Origin of the sequence: Streptomyces inhibens, from assembly GCF_022221585.1 — a bacterium.
GTDB lineage: Bacteria > Actinomycetota > Actinomycetes > Streptomycetales > Streptomycetaceae > Streptomyces > Streptomyces inhibens.
This window is the reverse complement of record NZ_CP084681.1, coordinates 7,381,334-7,400,290: the sequence shown is the minus strand read 5'-3', so window position 1 is coordinate 7,400,290 and position 18,957 is coordinate 7,381,334. Positions and strand designations below refer to the sequence as shown.

Below are 18,957 nucleotides of genomic sequence, written 5' to 3'. Positions count from 1 at the left end.
TCCTCTCAGTTCGACTGCAGCTGTGCCCGCAGCAGGAACTTCTGGATCTTTCCCGAGGGGGTCTTGGGCAGCGTCTCGACGACCTCGACGCGCTCGGGCCAGTACTGCTTGGCCATGGCCAGGCCGTCGAGGTGGGCGCGCAGATCGTCGAGGGTGGGCGGGGTGCCGTGGGCGATCAGCACGGCGCAGGCCCGCTCGCCCAGCCGCTCGTCCGGGTAGCCGACCACCGCCACATCGCGGATGGCGGGGTGCCGCAGCAGCGCGGCCTCCACCTCGGTGACCGGGATGTTCTCCGCACCGCGTGAGATGACGTCCTTGGTCCGGCCGGCGATGCGTATCCCGCCGTGGCCGTCGTCGCGCGCCAGGTCGCCGGTGTCGAACCAGCCGTCCTCGGTCAGCGACGCCGCATAGACCTCGGGCCGCCGGAAGTAGCTCAGGCACTGGCTGGCGCCGCGGACCTGTAGCAGCCCGGTCGCCCCCGGGGCGACCGGCACTCCGGTCTCCTGGTCGACGATCCTGACCTCCATGCCCGGGACCGCGGTGCCGTCGCTCTCGGCGGCGCGCAGTACGGGCTCTTCGGGGCGGGTGACGGTGACACAGCCGTTCTCCGTCATGCCCCACAGGGCGTACACCCGGCAGCCCAGCACCTCCCGGGCGCGCTCCACCACCACGGGGGCCACCGGTGCGCTGCCGGTGGCGAAGGTGGCCAGCTCCGACAGGTCCCGCCGGTCGGCGCGCTGTGCCTCGATCAGGTCGGCGAGGAAGGTGGGCGCGCCCATGAAGAAGGTGACGCCCTCCTGTTCCAGGATCCGCAGCATCAGCTTCGGGTCCCATGCGTCGATGTGGACCGAGGTCGCGCCGAGCAGCAGCGGCATCACGAAGTTCCAGGTGTAGCCGCCCTGGTGGGTGGTGGGCGAGCCCATCGCGGTGACTTCGTCGGACGTCAGACGCAGCACGTCCGCCTGTGCCTTGTTCATCGCGTACAGCGTGTTGTGGCTGTGTACGACGCCCTTGGGCTCGCCGGTGGTCCCGGAGGTGAACATGACCTGGGCCGGGTCGTCGGGCCCCGCCTCCAGGGCGTCCAGCTCCGCCGCCGGATGCTCCTTCTCCCAGACCCTGCCGAGCAGATCGCGCTCGAAGTCGAGGGCGTCCTCGGCCCCGGCCGCGGCCCCGCCGAGCAGCACCCGGTGCCGCAGCGTCGGCACGGCCTCGGCCACTTCGGCGCTCATCTGCGCGTACGAGAAGCCGCGGTACTCCGCGGCGCCCACATAGAGCGGGCTGCCGGTGAGCCGCGTCATGAACTCCACCTCGCGCCTGCGCATGATCGGCACGACCGGTCCGGCGACCGCGCCGGCCCGTGCGCAGGCGAGGCTGAGCGCGATGAACTCCCAGGAGTTGGGGAGCTGGAGCGTGACGACGTCGCCGGGCTTGACGCCCAGCCCGACGAGCGCGGCGGCAAGGCGCTCCACGTACCAGGCCAGCTTCCGGTACGTCAGCGACTCGGCCGGCCGGCCGTCGGTGTACCAGCAGACGAGCGCGGTCTTCTCGGGGTGCTCGGCGACCGCCCGGCGGAGGTCGTCGAGCAGGGTCTCCGCGCGCCACCAGCCGGCTTCGCGGTACCTGCTGCTGAGGAGGTCGGGGATGCCGGCCGCCGCGTCGGAGGTGTTCGGCTCGTGGGTCACCGTGGGTCCTCTCCAATCGTCTGTGGGCTCGGTGGTGCGCTCATGAGCCGAGGATTTCCTTGGCCCGGGCGGCGACGGCCCAGGACGTGACGCCGGCGCGCTCCAGCTGGTACTGCTGGCCGCCGGCGACCGAGGCGAACGCCCCGGGCACACCCACCGCGCTGACGGTGGTGTGCGGCATCTCGGACAGCGCTTCGGCCACCGCGCCGCCGAATCCGCCGCCGATCCAGTGCTCCTCGACGGTGATCACCGCACCGGTCGCCGCCGCGGCCTCGCGCAGCGTGGCGGTGTCGAGCGGCTTGACCGTGTGGGCGTTGAGGACCGTCGCCGCGACACCGTCGGCGGCGAGCTGGTCGGCCGCCTCCAGGGCGATGTGTACGGGGTAGGGGCCGCAGGCGGCGAGCGTGATGTCGCCGCCCTCCCGCAGGACCTGGATGCGGCCCAGCTCCACCGGGGGCGCGCCGGCGGGCAGGTCCGGGGTGGCGTTGCGGCCGAGCCGGAGGTAGACCGGGCCCGGCAGCTCCAGGGACTGCCTGAAGAGCCGGTCGGTGGTGTCCGCGTCCGTCGGGACGACGACCGTCATGTTCGGCAGCGCACGCATCACCGCCAGGTCTTCCAGCGAGTGGTGGGTGGGCCCCAAGTGCCCGGCGGACAGCCCGGAGTGGGTGGCGGCGATCTTCACCGGCAGGTCGTTGAGCGCGATGTCGAGCTTGACCGCTTCCACCGCCCGGCTCGCGGCGAAGGTCGCCATGGTGTTCACGACCGGGATCCGGCCGCTCCTGGCGAGCCCGGCGGCGGCGCCCATGAGGGTGTGCTCGGCGATGCCGAGGTTGACGTAGCGGTCCTGTGCGGGGGTGAGGTCGACGCCGTTGAACAGCCCGGTGTCGGTGTCCAGGCAGACCAGACGCTCGTCCGAAGGCAGCAGCTCCATCAGGGCGTTGCGGTAGATCTCCCGCGAGGAGAGCACGGTCTTCGGCTCGGCGGCGGTGGCGTTGCTCATGCCTGGCTCCTCTCGGTCGCGGCGCGCAGGGCGCTCATCGCGCGTTGCCGCTGGCGGCCGCTCAGTCGCGCGTAGTGGCTGCGGGCCTGTCCCTCGACGAAGGGCAGTCCCTTGCCCTTGACCGTCCGGGCGATCACCATCGTCGGTCTGCCGGGTTCGGGGGCCGCGTGGAGTACGCCCCTGAGCGCGTCGAGGTCGTGGCCGTCCACCTCGTAGGTGTGCCAGCCGAAGGCCCGCCAGCGGTCGGCGAGCGGTTCGAGCCGGACGACCTCCTCGGTGCCGCCGGTGATCTGCAGCTCGTTGCGGTCGATAACGGCCGTGAGGTTGTCCAGGCCCTGGCTGCTCGCCACCGCGGCGGCCTCCCAGACCGAGCCCTCCTGGAGCTCTCCGTCCCCCATGACGACGAAGGAGCGCCGGTCGCTGCGGTCGAGCCGGGCGGCCAGGGCGAAGCCCAGGCCCAGTGCCAGCCCATGGCCGAGGGAGCCGGTGGGCATCTCCACGCCGGGGATCTCCGGATGGGGGTGTGCCATGAACTCGCTGCCGGCCGTGCCGTATTCGGCGAGCCGCTCGACGGGAAAGAATCCCCGCTCGGCGAGCGTGGCGTACAGCCCGATGCCGCCGTGGCCCTTGCTGAGCACCAGGATGTCCCGGTCCGGGTCGTCCGGGTGCTCGGGGTCGATCCGCAGCGCGTCAAAGTAGAGCGCCACCAGAATTTCCACCAGGGACATCGAGCCGCCGATGTGGCCGCCTTCCTGGCTGGCGCACATGTCGACGATGCGTTCCCGGATACGGCCGGCCGCGGCCCTCAACTGCTCGGTGCCGGGCACGGACCGTATGTCCGGCGGCGCGATCGCGCCATTCATCCTTTTCTCCATCCCGCTGTGACTGGCATCAATTCGGATGCAGACCGGTGAACTCCAGGCCGAGGTGCTCGGGCAGGCCGCATCGGATGTTCATGGCCTGCACGGCGTTCCCGGCGCCGCCCTTGACGAGGTTGTCCAGTGCCCCGATCAGCAGCGCGTGCGGCGATCCCGTTTCCACCGAGAAACCCACATCGCAGAAGTTGGATCCGGAGAGGATCTTCGGATCGGGGAACCGGTGCAGCCCGCGGCGTTCGGCCACGATCCGCACGAACGGCTCGTGCTGATAGCTCGTGCGATAGGCGGCCCGTAGCGCGCGCTCGTCCACTCCGTCCGCGAGCCGCACCCGGCACAGCACCTGGACGCCGCGTACGGCCTCCACCCCGCTGGCGGTCATCCGTACGGTCAGCCCGGTCGCCTGGGCCATCTCCGCCTCGTGCCGGTGCCGGTTCGGCGCGAACACGCGTAGCGCGCCGCTCCGTTCGGCGTGCAGGTTGCCCGGCCCCGCGGTGGCGCCGGATCCGCTGGAGCCGGTCCGGGCGTCGACGGTGACCTCGCCCTCGACGAGTCCCGCCCGGGCCACCGGGGCCAGGGTGAGAATTCCGGCCGTGGCCATGCAGCCGGGCACGGAGATCCGGTCGGCCGTCCGCAGTTCTTCCCGGTGGAATTCCGGCAGGCCGGGCGTGAAGGAGTCGAGCAGATCGGCCGCCTCGTGGGGTACGCCGTAGTAATCGGCGTACACCTCCGGGGAACGCAGCCGGAAGTCGCCCGACAGGTCGATGACCGTCTTCGCATGACCGAGGAACTCCGGCATGCGCCGCATGGTCTCCCGGTGCGGCGCCGCCAGGAACAACAGGTCGTACTCGCCCAGCGCGGCCGGATCGCAAAAGCGCAGTTCGGTGCGTCCGCGCAGGTTCGGATGGACTCCGGCGACCGCCCGGCCGGCGAAGCTGCGGGACGTGGCGGCCGCCAGTTCCACCTCCGGGTGGCCCACGAGCAGGCGCAGCAGCTCTCCGCCGATGTATCCGGCACCGCCCACCACGGCAACGCGCATCATGTCGCCACCTTGGTCAGCATGTACCGCACAATGCGGTCGGCAACGTCCACCCGGTTTCCCTGGGCCTCCTGGAATCCCGCGAATTCCACCCGGTGATTGACCTCCAGCACCGACGTCATGCCCTCGTCGTCGACGACGAGGTCGACGCCGGCGATTTCCGCCCCGACCGCGTCCGCCGCGGTGACGGCGAGTTTGGCGTCCTCCTCGCTGAGCGCAAGGAATTCACTGGCTCCGCCGCGTGCGACATTGGTGCGCCATTCGGAACTACGGCGGTGGATGGCGCCGAGCACCTCACCGCCCACCACGATGACGCGTATGTCGCGGTCGAGTTTGGGGATCATTTCCTGCACATAGACGATGTGGGACTGCGGCGAGGGAAGTGCCGCGATGTGTTCGAGGACCGTGGCCGCGATCCGCGGGTCCTCCACCGGGGTGACCAGCCGGCCCCACGAGCCGACCAGCGGCTTGATCACCGCCGGGTACCCGATCTCGTCCAGCGCGGCCAGGGCCGCGTCCGGGGTCATGGCCAGCGCGGTCCGCGGCGTGGGCAGTCCGCGTCGTTGCAGCGCCACGGAGGTCAGCCACTTGTCACCGCAGACCGCGGTGGCGGCCGCGGTGTTCACGACGGTCGCGCCCGTCGCCTCCAGGGCGGTGGCCGCATAGCTCGCGCGGTATTGACCGATCTCCCGGTTGAGAACGACCCGGTGGGCCGGCAGGCTCCCGCCGAGAGTGACGGACAGTTCCCGCGCGTCGAGGTAACTGAAGGCGACCGAGCGCTTTTCGAGCGCGGCCATGATGCGCTTCTCCTCCGTGCGGACTCTGGACGCCAGCACGGTGATGGAAGGTTCCGGAGAACTCACCGCTACTCTCCCCAGTCCTCCTCGACCTCCGGCGCCTGGGCCAGGGTCGCCGGTTCCAACGAGGTCACCTCCAATTCGCTTCGGCAGTCACCGCATTCGACGATTTCGCTCACCCGGGTATCGGGTTCGATGTTTACCTGAGCATCACACTCAGGACATGCCGCGACGGACATGTGCCCTCCAATGGATCCGAAATTGCTGCGCTCCGCCGCAGTGCATGAATTCACTGCGGCGCGGCCAGGAAACAGTAACGCCGGAACGAGCAGGGGAACCATGCACAGATCGTTTTCGATCCCATCACCGGAGCTTATTTGAAGCGACAAATAAGGTGCCATTATGCGGGCCATAAAGACCTGCAACGAGTAACGGCCCTGACCCGGCGGAGGAAGCATCTAGTGTCCATCGGCATCACCTCAAGATTTCTTCCGCATATCCATGCGTACCGCTAGGAGTTGTCATGCAGGGAGCTGTCGCCAGTACCGCCGTCCACGAGGGCGTCCGGGTCTCGCTCGCCGACCCGGCGCTGCACACCCGCACCCCGGGCGAGGAGTTCGCCTGGTCCGTGCGGGGAGCGGGTACCGCGGAAGACCGGGTCATCCCCTTCCGGGCCCATCTGCCGGCGGTGTTCCCGCTGTTCGCGACGCGTCCGCGCTACGCGGTGCGTCATCTGCTGAAGACCGCGTCCGTGCCCGACCGCACGGTGCCCTTTGTGCACGAGCCGCCCGCCACCACGCTCAGCGCGTCCGGCACCTCGTACGACACCACGCCCGAGGCGGCCTTCGCGCCGCGTATGAGCGAGGCCGAGCTCACCGATCTGTCGGTGGCCGTACCGCTGCCCGCCGGCCTGCTGGACGAGCCGAGCCTGCTGGCGTCCTTCGTCGACTACCGGGTGCTGGTCCGGCTGTCCGCCGTGGAGAACGACGCGCTGCTGCACGGCACCGCGGACAAGAAGATTCCCGGACTGCTCACCCTTCCCGAGAGCCGCCAGGCCCCGCTCGGTGACGACCTCGCCGAGGCCCTCACCTCCGCCGCCGCGGAGGTCGAGGAGACCGGCGGTTCGTGTGACGGCATCGTCGTCCACCCCTTCACCTACTGGGAGCTGGTCAAGGGCGGCGTCCTCGAACTGCTCGCCAGGGCCGGCATCACCGTCTCCCGTACCCGCATGATCCCGCGTGACCAGGTGCTACTCGGCGACTTCCGGGCCGCGGCCACCCTCCTCGTGCCGGACGTGGCGTCGCTGGCGCTGCGCAGGGGCGCCGGGCCGGAGGGCTGCGACCTGATCGAGGCAACCACCCGTGTCGGCCTCGCCGTTCACCTGCCGCAGCACTTCCTGCTGCTGTCGCGCGACTGAAGCACGTGCCGGAGAAATCGGACGACCGCGATGACGACGGAAGGATCCCTCCCCCCGATGGCCGAAAAGCCCCCACGCATCCTCTACGTCACCGGCTGGATGCGCAGCGGCAGTACGCTGCTGGGCAATGTCCTCAATGAACTCCCCGGGGTATTGCATGTCGGAGAACTGCACTATCTGTGGCAGAACGGAGTGCTGGAATCGGGCACCAATTCCGACTGCGGCTGTGGACTGAGTCTGCGTGACTGTCCGTTGTGGTCGGCCGTGCTGACGGCCACCCAGTCGGCGACACCGGATGCCACCGCCACCGCCCACCACGTGACGATGCGCCAGCACGCCCTGCTGAGGACCCGCCACACCCGTACCCGGCTCGCCGAGGCGCGGGGCGAGGCAGTGCCCGCACCCGGTATCACCGAGCTCCTCGACCGTACGGCGGACATCTACCGGCTGGTCGCCCGCGAGGGCGGTGACCGCCTGATCGTGGACGGCTCGAAGTACCCGGCGGAGGCGGCGGCGCTGCTGGGGCGCAGCGACCTCGACGTCCGTGTGCTGCACGTCGTACGGGACCCGCGGGCCACCGCGCTGTCCTATCGGCGCAGCAAGCAGTACATCGACCCGATGAGCCCGGCACGCAGCAGCAACTACTGGACGGCCTTCAACCTCGCCTCGGAGCTGATCGGCGAGAGCGCCGGCGGCCGGTATCTGCGGATCCGGCACGAGGACCTCTCGCAGCGGCCGAAGGACGTCGTCACCGAGGTGCTGCGGTTCGCCGGACTCGACGACGCCTCACCGGTGGACGAGTCCGGAAAGGTGCACCTGAGCGGGAACCACACGGTCACCGGCAACCCCGACCGGCTGCGCCAGGGCGAGACCCTGATCCGCCCCGACAGCCGCTGGCACACCGAGCTCTCCGCCGCCGACACCGCCACGGTGACCGCGCTGACCGCTCCTCTGCTCGCCCGTTACGGCTACCCGGTGCTGCCCGGCCGGGTGTGGCCCTCGCCAGAAAAGGACCTCGGATAGTGGATCTCGGACTCGACGGCCGGGTCGCCCTGGTCGCAGCGTCGAGCAGCGGGCTCGGCCTCGCCGTCGCGCGCACCCTCGCGGCGGAAGGCGCCCATGTCGCGCTCTGCGGCAGGGATCCGGACAAGTTGGCGCGGGCCCGTGCGGAGGTGGACGGCTGCGGCCCCGGCAGGGTGGTGAGCACCGTGGTCGACCTGCGCGACGAGGACGCCGCCGCCGCGTGGGTACGGCAGACGGCCGAGGAGTTCGGCGGGCTGCACATCGTGGTGACCAACTCCGGCGGTGTGCCGTTCGGCCCGGTGGAGAGCTTCAAGGTCGCCGAGTACCGGCAGGCGGTCAACGACAATCTGCTCCCCCATGTGTCGCTCTCGCTCGCCGCCGCGCCCTATCTCACCGAAGCCGGCTGGGGCCGGATCGTCATGATCACCTCCGAGGCGGTGCGCCAGCCGCACCCCGGGAGCGGTCTGTCCTCCGTCGCGCGGCTGGGCGTGCTGGGGTTCGTCAAGGGGCTGGTGCACTCCCTCGGCGCCAACGGGGTCACCGTGAACGTCCTGGCCCCCGGATTCCACCGGACACCGATCCTCGACGAGCAGTACGGGGCGCAGGTGGAGGAGCGGATCGCCGAAGTCGCCAGGGAGCTGCCGCTGGGCCGGATAGGCCGGGCCGAGGACCTGGGCAGCCTTGCCGCCTTCCTCGCCAGCGAGCAGGCGGCGTTCGTCACCGGCACCGTGCTGGTGGCGGACGGCGGCAACACACGCGGTATCGGCTGACGGAGCTGATGAAGCTGACGGAGGGGAATGTGAGCAAGGAAGCGTTGCCGGCAGGCACAAAGGTCGCGCCGTCCTCAGGAGCGGAGGCACAGCAGCCCTGGGTGCGCACCTTCCTGGGTGTCATCACCGCGCTGTTCTGCACCTTCGCCTCGTTCGGCCTGGTGATTCCGGTCATTCCGCGGCTGGTCACCGAGCAGCTGCACGGGTCACCGTTCGAGGTCGGGGCGACCTTCACCGTGTCGGGCGTGGTGGCGCTGCTCGTCCGGCCGTACGCGGGACAGGTCGCCCAGCGGCGGGGCAGCCGGCCGGTGATGATGCTGGGCGCGCTGCTCATCATCGTCGTCGGCGCGCTGTACGCACTGCCGTTGGGCCTGCCCGGCCTGCTCGTGGCGCGTCTGGTGATGGGTGTGGGAGAGGCCTTTCTCTTCACCGCCGGGTCGGTGTGGACGGTGTCGCTGACTCCCCCGGAGCGGCGCGGCCAGATCGTCGGCTTCTACGGGCTGGCGATGTGGACCGGGCTCACGGTGGGGCCGGTCCTGGGCGAGGTGGTGTTCCGCACCGGCTCGTACACCACCGTGTGGATCCTTGCCTCGGCGCTGCCCGCCGTCGCGGTCGTGGTGCTGACGCTGCTGCCCAACAGCACCCGTCTGGGCACCGCGGTCTCCGGCCGACTGCTGCCGCCCTCGTCGGTGCTGCCCGGCCTCTCCCTGGGCTGCGGTGCCTTCGGGTACGCCGCGGTCGCGAGCTTCGGGGCGCTGTCGCTGACCTCCCGCGGTATCGCCAACGGCTCCTTGCTGCTGAGCCTGTTCAGCGTGGCGTATGTGGTCGTGCGGCTGGTCGCCGGGCGGATGCCGGACCGGATCGGCGCGCTGCCCGTGATCGTCGTCTCGGCCTCGGTCGAGGCCATCGGCATGGTGCTGATCGCGTTCGCCCCGTCCCTGTGGCCGGCGGCGGTCGGCGCGCTCATCGCCGGCGGCGGCTTCACCCTGCTCTACCCCGCCCTGGCCCTGATCACCATCGACACCTCACCGGAGGCCGAACGCGGCGCCGCGCTCGGCGCCATCACCTCCTTCTTCGATATCGCTGTCGGTATCGCGGGGCTGCTCGGCGGGCTGCTCGCCGAGGTGAGTTACACCGCGACCTTCCTGCTGTCCGCGGTGGCCGTCCTGGGCTCGCTGTTCACCGGCACCGTCGCGGCCCGGCGCCGCAACAAGGCGCTGGGGCTGTAGGCCCGCTGACCGCCCGATCCGCACAGCACTCTTCCCGTCCACGCATGAAAGGGAACGCAAGCATGCCCACCCTGGGAGAAGTAGCCAGCTCTCGCGATGCCGCGCTCTACGTGGTCAAGCTGGGCAGCGCGAGCCTCGCCCACAGCCAGGTCTTCGACGAACTCCTCGCGCTGCACAGGCGCGGCGCCCGGCTGCTGGTCATCGCGGGCGGAGCGGCCGGCATCACGGAGCACTACCGCCGCACCGGACGCGAGATCCGCACGGTGACCTCGCGCGACGGCGACGCGATTCGGTACTGCCCGCCGGATGAAATACCGCATATCGTCGCGGCCTACGAGCAGATCACCCTGCCCCTGATCGAAAAGGAACTGGCCGACCGCGGCATGTCCGTGTTCGCCACGGTCGCCCGTGCCGGTTCCCTGGTACGGGCGACGGCCAACGGCCCGCTGCGGGTGGTCGAGGACGGCCGAACGCGGCTGGTCCGCGACCATCGCGCGGGCACCGTGAGCTCCGTGGACGTACCCCGGCTGACCAGTCTGCTGGCCACCTTCGACGTGGTGTGCCTGTCGCCGCCGGTCGCCGACACCGAGGGCGGCACGGCCCTGAACGTGGACGCCGATGTGCTGGCCGCCGAGGCCGCGAAGGCCCTGGACGCCGACCATCTCCGGCTGGTCACCGGCACCGCGGGTCTGCTCACCGACCCGGACTCGCCCACCAGCACCCTGCGCCACGCCGTCGCCGGCGAGGGAGCGCACTACGCCCGCGGCCGGATGCGGCAGAAGGTCCGGGCCGCGGAGATCGCCCTCGCGGGCACCTGCGACATCGCCATCACCGGGCCGCACACCCTGGCCACCTCCGAGGCCACCTGGTTCTGGCGGGCACCGGCTCCGGCGGCGGACCTCACCCTCCTCGCCCGCGCCGTCGAGCTGTCCTCCGTCTCCCGGGACGAGAGGGAGATCGCGGAATTCCTCGTCCGGTGGTGTACCGAGAACGGGATCGACGCCGAGATCGACGCGGCCGGCAATCTGGTGGCCACCCGCGGTACGGGCTCCCGGCGGCTGCTGATGCTCGGTCATATCGACACCGTGCCGCACCGCTGGCCCGCCCGCTGGGACGGTGAGGTCCTCACCGGACGCGGCTCCGTCGACGCCAAGGCCAGCCTGGTGACGTATCTGGAGACGCTGGCCGAACTGGACCTTCCCGACGATGTGCAGGTGCGCGTGGTCGGGGCGGTCGAGGAGGAGATCACCGCGGCCGGTGCCTTCCACGTCCGCGATCACTATCCGGCCGACGCGGTGATCATCGGTGAGCCGAGCGGCGCCGCCGCGCTGACGATCGGCTACTACGGCCTGGTCAAGGTCCGGCTGAGCGTCTCCGAGCACACCGAGCACACCGCGGGCAAGGGGGTCAGCACGGCGGGCGACCGGATGGTCGAATCGCTGCACGCCGTCCGCCAGGCGGTCGAGCGGCTGGACCAGGAGGCCATGACCGCGGTGCTCGGGATCCATGCGCTCAACCACGGCGATGTGCAGGTCGGCGAAGCGGTGGTGGATGTACGAGTCCCGCCGCAGCTCGCCGTCGACGAGCTGCTGGCCGCGCTGCGGGCCGCGGTCGCCGCTCCGGTCGAACTCGAGGTCCTGCGGGCGACCCCGGGGGTTTCGACAGGACGCTCCAGCAGCCTCGTGAAGGTCTTCCAGCGTGCGTTCCGGACCGCTGGTGTGACACCTCGGTTCCTGCTCAAGAAGGGCAGCAGCGATATGAACACCTTGGCAACCACATGGCAGAACATCCCCATGGTGGCCTACGGGCCCGGTGATGCGAAGCTCGATCACACCCCGCACGAGCACATCGACGTGGCCGAGTTCCGGGCGGCCCGGGCCGTGCTGGCCACGGCGGTCCGAGAGTGGAGCGCGCTGTGAGCCACGCCCCGTACTGCACCTGCCGGCCCGGCGCGACCATCTGGCTCACCGGTCTGCCGAGCGCCGGCAAGAGCACCATCGCCCGCGCCGTCGCGGAGCTGCTGCGCGCCAGGGACCGGCGGGTGGAGGTGCTCGACGGCGACGAGCTGCGGATGTCGCTCTCCCCCGAACTGGGCTTCTCCCCCGAGGACCGGCGCCGCAATGTGCAACGGATCGGCCTGATGGCCGAGGTGCTGGCGCGTAACGGCGTCACCGTGCTCGTCCCCGTGATCGCGCCGTACGCCGATGTCCGTGAGGCGGTGCGCACCCGGCACGAGAAGAGCGGGACGGCATTCCTGGAAGTGCATGTGGCCACGCCGGTCGAGGTGTGCTCGGCACGGGATGTGAAGGGGCTCTACGCCAAACAGGCCACCGGGCAGATCTCCGGGCTCACCGGGGTCGACGCCCCGTACGAGGAGCCGGAAGCACCGGATCTGCGGATCGAGTCGCATCTGCAGACCGTGGACGAGTCCGCGGCGGCCGTACAGACGCTGCTCATAGAGAAGGGACTGGCATGACCACCGCGGCACCACGCGCCGGCGACACCGGCAGTCCGTACGCGCTCGCGCACCTGGATGTGCTGGAATCGGAAGCGGTGCACATCTTCCGTGAGGTGGCGGGCGAGTTCGAGCGGCCGGTGATCCTGTTCTCCGGCGGCAAGGACTCCATCGTCATGCTCCATCTCGCGCTCAAGGCCTTCACCCCGGCCGCGCCGCCCTTCGCGCTGCTGCATGTGGACACCGGGCACAACTTCCCCGAAGTACTCGACTACCGGGACCGTACGGTGGCCCGGCACGGTCTGCGGCTGCATGTCGCCTCGGTGCAGGAGTTCATCGACGCGGGCAGGCTGCAGGAGCGGCCCGACGGCACCCGTAATCCGCTGCAGACCGTGCCGCTGCTGGACGCCATCGAGAAGAACCGCTTCGACGCGGTCTTCGGCGGCGGCCGGCGCGACGAGGAGAAGGCACGCGCCAAGGAGCGGGTCTTCTCGCTGCGCGACGAGTTCGGCGGCTGGGACCCGCGCCGCCAGCGCCCCGAGCTGTGGCAGCTCTACAACGGCAAGCACTCCCCCGGCGAACACGTCCGCGTCTTCCCGCTCTCCAACTGGACCGAGCTGGACGTATGGCAGTACATCGCCCGCGAGAAGATCGAACTGCCGTCGATCTACTACGTCCACGAGCGTGAGGTCTTCCGCCGCAACGGGATGTGGCTGGCGCCGGGCGGCTGGGGCGGCCCGAAGGAGGGTGAGCAGCTCGAACTCCGGCAGGTGCGCTACCGCACCGTCGGTGACATGTCCTGCACGGGGGCGGTCGAGTCCGATGCCGACACCGTCGAGAAGGTGATCGCCGAGATCGCCGCCTCCCGGCTGACCGAACGCGGCGCCACCCGCGCCGACGACAAGCTCTCCGAGGCCGCCATGGAAGACCGCAAGCGCGAGGGGTACTTCTGATGATCGTTGACACACTGCGTTTCGCGACCGCCGGCTCGGTGGACGACGGCAAGTCCACCCTCGTCGGGAGACTGCTGCACGATTCGAAGTCGGTGCTGTCCGACCAGCTGGCAGCCGTCGAAGCGGCCTCGCTGCGACGCGGGCAGCAGGCACCGGATCTCGCGCTGCTGACCGACGGGCTGCGCGCCGAGCGCGAGCAGGGCATCACCATCGACGTCGCCTACCGCTACTTCGCCACCCCCAGGCGCCGCTTCATCCTCGCCGACACCCCCGGCCATGTGCAGTACACCCGCAACATGGTCACCGGCGCCTCCACCGCCGACCTCGCCGTCGTCCTCGTCGACGCCCGCAACGGCGTCGTGGAACAAACCCGCCGGCACGCCGCGGTCACCGCGCTGCTGCGCGTCCCGCATGTCGTCCTGGCCGTCAACAAGATGGACCTGGTCGACTACGCCGAGCCCGTCTTCGCCGCCATCGCCGAGGAGTTCACGACGTACGCGGCCTCGCTCGGCGTCCCCGAGATCACGGCCATCCCGGTCTCCGCGCTGGCCGGTGACAACGTCGTGGAGCCCTCGGCCCATATGGACTGGTACGGCGGACCGACCGTGCTGGAGCATCTGGAAACCGTGGCCGTCGTGGCGGACCCGGCCGGGGACGCGGCCCGTTTCCCGGTGCAGTACGTCATCCGGCCGCAGACCGCCGAGCACCCCGACTACCGCGGCTACGCGGGCCAGATCGCCTCCGGTGTGCTGCGCGTCGGCGACGCCGTCACCGTCCTGCCGTCCGGCCGTACGAGCACCATCGAGGCGATCGACGTCCTGGGGGAGGCCACGGACGCGGCCTGGGCCCCGCAGTCCGTCACCGTCCGGCTGGCGGACGATCTGGATGTCTCCCGCGGCGACCTGATCGCGTCGGCCGCCTCGGCCCCCACGCCGACCCGGGACGTCGAGGCGACCGTCTGCCATGTCTCGGACCGCCCGCTCCATCCGGGTGACCGCGTACTGCTCACGCACACCACCCGCACCGTCCAGGCCATCGTCAAGGAGATCCCCTCCCGCCTGACCCTGGGCGACCTCTCGCAGCACCCCGCACCGGGCGCGCTCACCGCGAACGACATCGGCCGTATCGTCGTCAGAACCGCCGAACCCCTCGCCCTGGACGCCTACGCCGACTCCCGGCGCACCGGCTCCTTCCTCCTCATCGACCCGGCCGACGGCACCACCCTCGCCGCCGGAATGGCAAGCACGGCCGTGTGATGGGGGCGGCCAGAGTCCATACCGTCGCCGTGGTGGGGGCCGGTGCCGCCGGCACCCTCACGGCGGCCCGGCTGCTCGACGCGGCGGACACCGCGCGGCTTCCCGTCGAGGTCCAGCTGATCGACCCGGCGGCGGCGACCGGGCAAGGAGCCGCGTACGCCACCACCGACCCGCGGCACCTCCTGAACGTGCCGGCCGGCAAGTTGAGCGCCCGCCCCGACCGGCCGGACGACTTCACCGCATGGCTCACCGGGAAACTGTCCCGGAGGGTCGGCTCCGGGGAGTATGTGTCGCGCCTCCACTACGGCCACTATCTGTCCGATCACCTGGCACGGGCCATCGACGGCACCGCCCACGGCCGCTTCCGCAGACGGCACGAGCGCGTCGTGGACCTGGTCGACGACGACGGTCTGCGGCCGGTGTTCTCGTCGGGAGCGCAGCTGCGTGCCGACTCCGTGGTGCTCGCGCTCGGCCCACTTCCCGCCGGCGGCGGCTGGTTGCCCGGCCCGGTGACCTCACCGGGGATCATTTCCGATCCCTGGGCGCCCGGCGCGCTCGACATGATTCCGCCGCACTCCGATGTGCTGCTGGTGGGCACCGGGCTGACGATGAGCGACCTCGCACTCACGCTGGCGCGGCCGGGCCGCGTCGTCCACGCGGTCTCCCGCCACGGCCTCGTACCGCAGCGCCACGCACCGCGGCCACTGCCCGCGGTCACCCCGCCCCCGTACCGCGAGTGCGGCGATCTGTCCTCCCTGCGCCGGATGGTGCTGCACCAGGCAGCCGTCTGCCGGCGTCTTTACGGGGACTGGCGTCCGGCGATCGACGGTCTGCGGCCCTGGACCGCCGCACTGTGGCAGCGGATGACGCCTGAGGACCGGCGCCGCTTCCTCGCCGAGGACCACCGCCACTGGGAGGTGCACCGGCACCGGATGCCTCCGCAGACCGCCGACGCGCTGTCCGCGGCCCGCGCGGACGGCAGGGTCGGCATCACGGCCGGCCATATCGTCCGCGCCACGCCCACCGACAGCGGCGTACACCTCCGGCTCTCCGACGGACGCCCCCTGCACGTCGGTGCCGTCGTGAACTGCACCGGAGCGCAGCGCGCCCTGCACGAATCGACCGACCCCCTCATCAGCTCCCTGCTGAGCACCGGCCTCGGCCGCGCCGGCCCGCTGGGCCTTGGTCTCGACACGGCCGACGACGGAAGGCTCCTCCCGTCCGCGGGGCGCCGCCCGGCGCCCGTGTGGACCCTCGGATCCCTGCGGCTGGGCAACCTGTGGGAGACCACGGCGATCCCCGAGATCCGCGTCCAGGCGGCGGAGGTCGCCGCCGGTGTGGTCGCGCACGCGCTGCGCCCGGCGCGGGCGTCCGTCACGGCAGGGGAAAGGGGAGCTCCAGGCCGGTGAGCGTGTCGGGGCAGCCGCAGGTGCGTTCCTTCGGCAGCCGGTCGACGGTGTCCAGAACGAGCTCGCGCAGCCGCTCGGTGTTCTCGGCGAAGACCCTGAAGACCTCCTCCTGCGACACGCTCTGCTGTGCGTCGATGCCCGCGTCGAGGTCGGTGACCAAGGCGATCGCGGTGTAGCACAGGGCGAGTTCACGGGCCAGCACCGCCTCGGGGTGCCCGGTCATGTTGACCAGCGACCAGCCCGCGGCGGCGTACCACTGCGACTCGGCGCGGGTGGAGAACCGCGGCCCCTGGATGACGACCATCGTCCCGCCGTCCGTCGCCCCGGTCCCGGCCGCGGCGGCCGCCTCCAATGCCGCCTGCCGCCCGTGCGAGCAGTACGGGTCGGCGAACGAGACATGCACCGCGCCCTCCTCGTAGAAGGTCTGGACGCGGCCGCTCGTACGGTCCACCAGCTGGTCGGGGACGACGACGGCGCCGGGGCCCAGCTCGGGGCGGAGCGAACCGACGGCGCACGGTGCCAGGATCTGGCGGACGCCCAGCGAGCGCAGTGCCCACAGGTTCGCCCGGTAGTTGATCCGGTGCGGGGGCAGTGCGTGGCCGCGCCCGTGACGGGGCAGGAAGGCGACGCGCCGGCCGCCGACCCGGCTCAGGGTGATCGCGTCGGAGGGTTCGCCGTAGGGGGTGTCCACGGTGATGCGCTCGGCGTCGGCGAGGAGTTCGTAGAAGCCGCTGCCGCCGATGACGGCGAGGTCGGCCGCGGGGGCAGTGGTTCGGGTGGTGGTCATGTGTCCTGTCTCGCTCACGGGGTGCGGTTCGAGGGGGCGGGTGTGGTGCCGCCGGGGTGGGGCGGGGGAGGGGAACCTACGGGCGAGGGGGTCGGAGGTGAAGTCCCCGACCCAGCGTCCTCCTGACGAACGGTCCCGTTGCGCACACGAGCAAGGCGAAGGCGGTGAGCCGCTGCAGGCCCGGCTCGGCGAAGAAGTCGCTGTGGTGGATGCCGTATGCGGCATACCAGTTCGCCGCCAGGTCGGTCGCCATGATGGCGCACATCAGGTCCACCCCCGCCCGCCTCCCGCCGACCAGCAGCAGGGCTGCCAGCGAGTCGAAGACCGCCAGCGAGGACCAGAACAGGTTCAGCCATTCCGGAGCCCAGCGGTAGGGGTGCAGGCCGCTGTGGACGAGGTCGGTGAAATGGGCGGCGGCCCCCACGAAGACCAGCACGCCGGCGTACACCACGACCATCGCGACCACCCACCATGGGGCTTTCCGCATCCAACCGGTCACACGATCGATCATCTCAGGGTCTCTGTGGCCGTCGCTCAAGGGGAGCTCCCGGACGTGCGAAGGGGCGTGTGTTCATCAGAGGTTGTGCGCGGTGCGTGCCGGGTTGTGCTGAACGGATCAGCAGGAGCGCGTAAGGCAGTCCGGCGCAAGCGCGAACCGCCTGGAGCCTCCTTGTGCATCCTCGCCACTGTGCGCGATGCCAAGGCAACGACTTGACTTTGGTCATCGCGATTCTGTCCCGAATGGTGGGTAATGACTGTCCAGTCACGGTCTCTACGGATATGCCAACGTGAAACGTTGGCGGCATGTGCTTGGAGGCACACCATGGCCGCCCGACCACTCGTCGCGCGTCAGATCAACCAGCGCCTGCGGTCGCTGATCCAGGAAGCCTCGATGTCCAACTCCGGGCTGGCCCGTCAGGTGAACGTCTTGGGAGAGGAGCAGGGTCTGGATCTGCGCTACGACAAGACATCCGTGAGCCGGTGGCTCAGAGGTCAGCGCCCGCGGGGCCGGGTACCGGCCATCATCGCAGAAGCGCTCAGCAGCAAGCTCGGCCGTACGGTGTCGACGGAAGAAATCGGCATGGCCAACGGCAACAGCGTCACCTGTGGGGTGGGGCTGCACTTCGCGGCGACGGTGGAGGACACCCTGGCCCAGGTCCGCGAACTGTGGCACATGGACGCCGAATCCAGGGGGCTGCTGTCCCGCTCCGCCATGACCGCCTCGGCCCTGGTCGAGCCCAGCAGGGACTGGCTGGTCAGCTCCTCGGACCCCCAGGTGGCCCGCAGCCGGCGGCTGGGGCCGCGGGTGGGGATGACCGACGTGGAGCTGGTGCGGACGACCACACAGGCGCTGGTGGAGCTCGACCACAGGGTGGGCAGCGGTCATGTACGGCCGGTCGTCGTGGCGTGCCTGAGCAGTGTGCTGTCCGGGCTGATGGACGGGAGTTACGGCGAGACCACCGGGCGGCATCTGTTCGCCGCGGCCGCCCGGCTGACGGAGCTGGCCGGCTACACGGCTCTGGACACCGGTCAGCCGGGCCTGGCGCAGCGGTACTACATCCAGGCACTGCGTCTGGCGCAGGCGGCCGACGACCGCGGCTACGGCGGCTACGTACTGGCGGCCGGCCTGAGTCATCTCGCCCTCGGCTTCGGCTGTTCCCGGGAAGCGGTTCAGCTCGCCCGGGCCGCCCAGGAAGGCACCCGGGGGCAGGCCCCACTGGCCGCGCGGGCCATGTTCTATGTGACCGAGGCGCGCGGATACGCCCTGCTCGGCGACGCGCGTACGTGCGGAATACTGATGGACAAGGCCACCGAGGCGATGACGCACGTCGATCCGGACAACACTCCTGACTGGATCGCACATTTCGACCGGGCCTATCTGGCAGACGAGTTGGCACACTGCTACCGGGATCTGAAACAGCCGCGCCTCGCCGCCCGCCGGGCCGAGGAGGCACTCGCCCGGCACTCCCAGACCCGGGTGCGCCGCCGCACGATCGATCTGCTGCTGCTCGCCTCCGCGCTGGTGCAGGCGGGCGACATCGAAGACGCGTGCCAGGTGGCGAAGCAGGCGATCACTCTGCTCGCCAGGCTGCGGTCGGCGCTCGGCGAGCGTTACCTGGAGACGTTCCGGAATGAGCTGGCGCGCTGCAGTGACGCGGATCCGGTACGCGAATTCGACGCGCTTGTGCAGGAGAGCGGAATGCGGGTGCCGCTGTAACGACCACCAGGGGGAGGGCACATCGGGGGATGCGGCGGCCTGTCACA

The 18,957-nt window shown here is 70.7% G+C and carries 18 protein-coding genes; 10 read left to right on the top strand and 8 right to left on the bottom strand.

The window, feature by feature from the left end; all coding sequences use genetic code 11:
- Nucleotides 1–5: 5 nt before the first annotated feature.
- Genes KI385_RS33300 through lysW form a run of 6 tightly spaced genes read right to left on the bottom strand, consistent with a single transcriptional unit; the run spans nt 6 to nt 5,734 of the window.
- Nucleotides 6–1,682 (bottom strand): AMP-binding protein, encoded by a 1,677-nt coding sequence (locus tag KI385_RS33300; protein ID WP_238575762.1) that lies wholly within the window; start codon nt 1,680–1,682, stop codon nt 6–8.
- Between the two features lie 40 nt (nt 1,683–1,722).
- Nucleotides 1,723–2,682 carry a transketolase family protein gene (locus KI385_RS33295; protein WP_238575761.1) on the bottom strand — a complete coding sequence of 320 codons (960 nt, stop codon included), beginning with the start codon at nt 2,680–2,682 and terminating at the stop codon, nt 1,723–1,725.
- Nucleotides 2,679–3,545 (bottom strand): transketolase, encoded by an 867-nt coding sequence (locus KI385_RS33290; protein ID WP_238575760.1) that lies wholly within the window; start codon nt 3,543–3,545, stop codon nt 2,679–2,681. Before KI385_RS33290 ends, KI385_RS33295 begins: the two co-directional genes overlap by 4 nt.
- Nucleotides 3,546–3,573: 28 nt before the next feature.
- On the bottom strand, nt 3,574–4,599 hold the full coding sequence (argC, locus tag KI385_RS33285) for an N-acetyl-gamma-glutamyl-phosphate reductase (RefSeq protein WP_238575759.1): 1,026 nt from the start codon (nt 4,597–4,599) through the stop codon (nt 3,574–3,576).
- Entirely contained in the window at nt 4,596–5,432 is an 837-nt protein-coding gene (locus KI385_RS33280; protein WP_342593533.1) for a RimK family alpha-L-glutamate ligase, read from the bottom strand. Before KI385_RS33280 ends, argC begins: the two co-directional genes overlap by 4 nt.
- Nucleotides 5,433–5,461: 29 nt before the next feature.
- Nucleotides 5,462–5,734 carry a lysine biosynthesis protein LysW gene (gene lysW / locus KI385_RS44280; RefSeq protein WP_342593486.1) on the bottom strand — a complete coding sequence of 91 codons (273 nt, stop codon included), beginning with the start codon at nt 5,732–5,734 and terminating at the stop codon, nt 5,462–5,464.
- Nucleotides 5,735–5,916: 182 nt separating this feature from the next.
- Here lysW and KI385_RS33270 point away from each other — a divergent pair, with 182 nt between their 5' ends.
- The 9 genes from KI385_RS33270 to KI385_RS33230 all read left to right on the top strand — a co-directional run bounded on the left by KI385_RS33270 (nt 5,917) and on the right by KI385_RS33230 (nt 15,905).
- Complete coding sequence (locus KI385_RS33270) at nt 5,917–6,810, top strand: family 3 encapsulin nanocompartment shell protein (protein WP_238575757.1); 894 nt, start codon at nt 5,917–5,919, stop codon at nt 6,808–6,810.
- Nucleotides 6,811–6,867: 57 nt separating this feature from the next.
- The gene (locus KI385_RS33265) at nt 6,868–7,833 is read left to right on the top strand and encodes a sulfotransferase (protein ID WP_238575756.1); all 966 of its coding nucleotides are present in this window, start codon (nt 6,868–6,870) and stop codon (nt 7,831–7,833) included.
- Nucleotides 7,833–8,603 carry an SDR family NAD(P)-dependent oxidoreductase gene (locus KI385_RS33260; protein WP_238575755.1) on the top strand — a complete coding sequence of 257 codons (771 nt, stop codon included), beginning with the start codon at nt 7,833–7,835 and terminating at the stop codon, nt 8,601–8,603. The genes KI385_RS33265 and KI385_RS33260 overlap by 1 nt, the downstream gene beginning before the upstream one ends.
- 8 nt (nt 8,604–8,611) lie before the next feature.
- Nucleotides 8,612–9,832, top strand: coding sequence for an MFS transporter (locus tag KI385_RS33255; protein WP_238575754.1), 1,221 nt, complete (start codon nt 8,612–8,614; stop codon nt 9,830–9,832).
- 62 nt (nt 9,833–9,894) lie between these two features.
- Entirely contained in the window at nt 9,895–11,751 is a 1,857-nt protein-coding gene (locus KI385_RS33250) for a M20/M25/M40 family metallo-hydrolase (protein ID WP_238575753.1), read from the top strand.
- Entirely contained in the window at nt 11,748–12,308 is a 561-nt protein-coding gene (cysC, locus tag KI385_RS33245) for an adenylyl-sulfate kinase (protein WP_238575752.1), read from the top strand. Before KI385_RS33250 ends, cysC begins: the two co-directional genes overlap by 4 nt.
- Complete coding sequence (cysD, locus tag KI385_RS33240) at nt 12,305–13,240, top strand: sulfate adenylyltransferase subunit CysD (protein ID WP_238575751.1); 936 nt, start codon at nt 12,305–12,307, stop codon at nt 13,238–13,240. Before cysC ends, cysD begins: the two co-directional genes overlap by 4 nt.
- Nucleotides 13,240–14,496, top strand: a complete 1,257-nt coding sequence (locus KI385_RS33235) for a sulfate adenylyltransferase subunit 1 (protein WP_128507060.1) — start codon at nt 13,240–13,242, stop codon at nt 14,494–14,496. The genes cysD and KI385_RS33235 overlap by 1 nt, the downstream gene beginning before the upstream one ends.
- A gap of 32 nt (nt 14,497–14,528) precedes the next feature.
- Nucleotides 14,529–15,905: an FAD/NAD(P)-binding protein gene (locus KI385_RS33230; RefSeq protein ID WP_238575750.1), complete on the top strand. Its 1,377-nt coding sequence runs from the start codon at nt 14,529–14,531 to the stop codon at nt 15,903–15,905.
- On the opposite strand, the gene KI385_RS33225 is transcribed toward KI385_RS33230, so the two are convergent.
- Both KI385_RS33225 and KI385_RS33220 read right to left on the bottom strand, forming a co-directional pair.
- A complete protein-coding gene (locus KI385_RS33225) occupies nt 15,871–16,692 on the bottom strand; it encodes an S-methyl-5'-thioadenosine phosphorylase (protein WP_238575749.1) in 822 nt (273 codons plus the stop codon). The genes KI385_RS33230 and KI385_RS33225 overlap by 35 nt on opposite strands.
- 76 nt (nt 16,693–16,768) lie before the next feature.
- The gene (locus KI385_RS33220) at nt 16,769–17,203 is read right to left on the bottom strand and encodes a hypothetical protein (RefSeq protein ID WP_238575748.1); all 435 of its coding nucleotides are present in this window, start codon (nt 17,201–17,203) and stop codon (nt 16,769–16,771) included.
- A gap of 312 nt (nt 17,204–17,515) precedes the next feature.
- On the opposite strand from KI385_RS33220, the gene KI385_RS33215 reads away from it, so the two are divergent.
- Nucleotides 17,516–18,910: an NsdA family TPR-like regulatory protein gene (locus KI385_RS33215; protein WP_238575747.1), complete on the top strand. Its 1,395-nt coding sequence runs from the start codon at nt 17,516–17,518 to the stop codon at nt 18,908–18,910.
- Nucleotides 18,911–18,957: the final 47 nt, after the last annotated feature.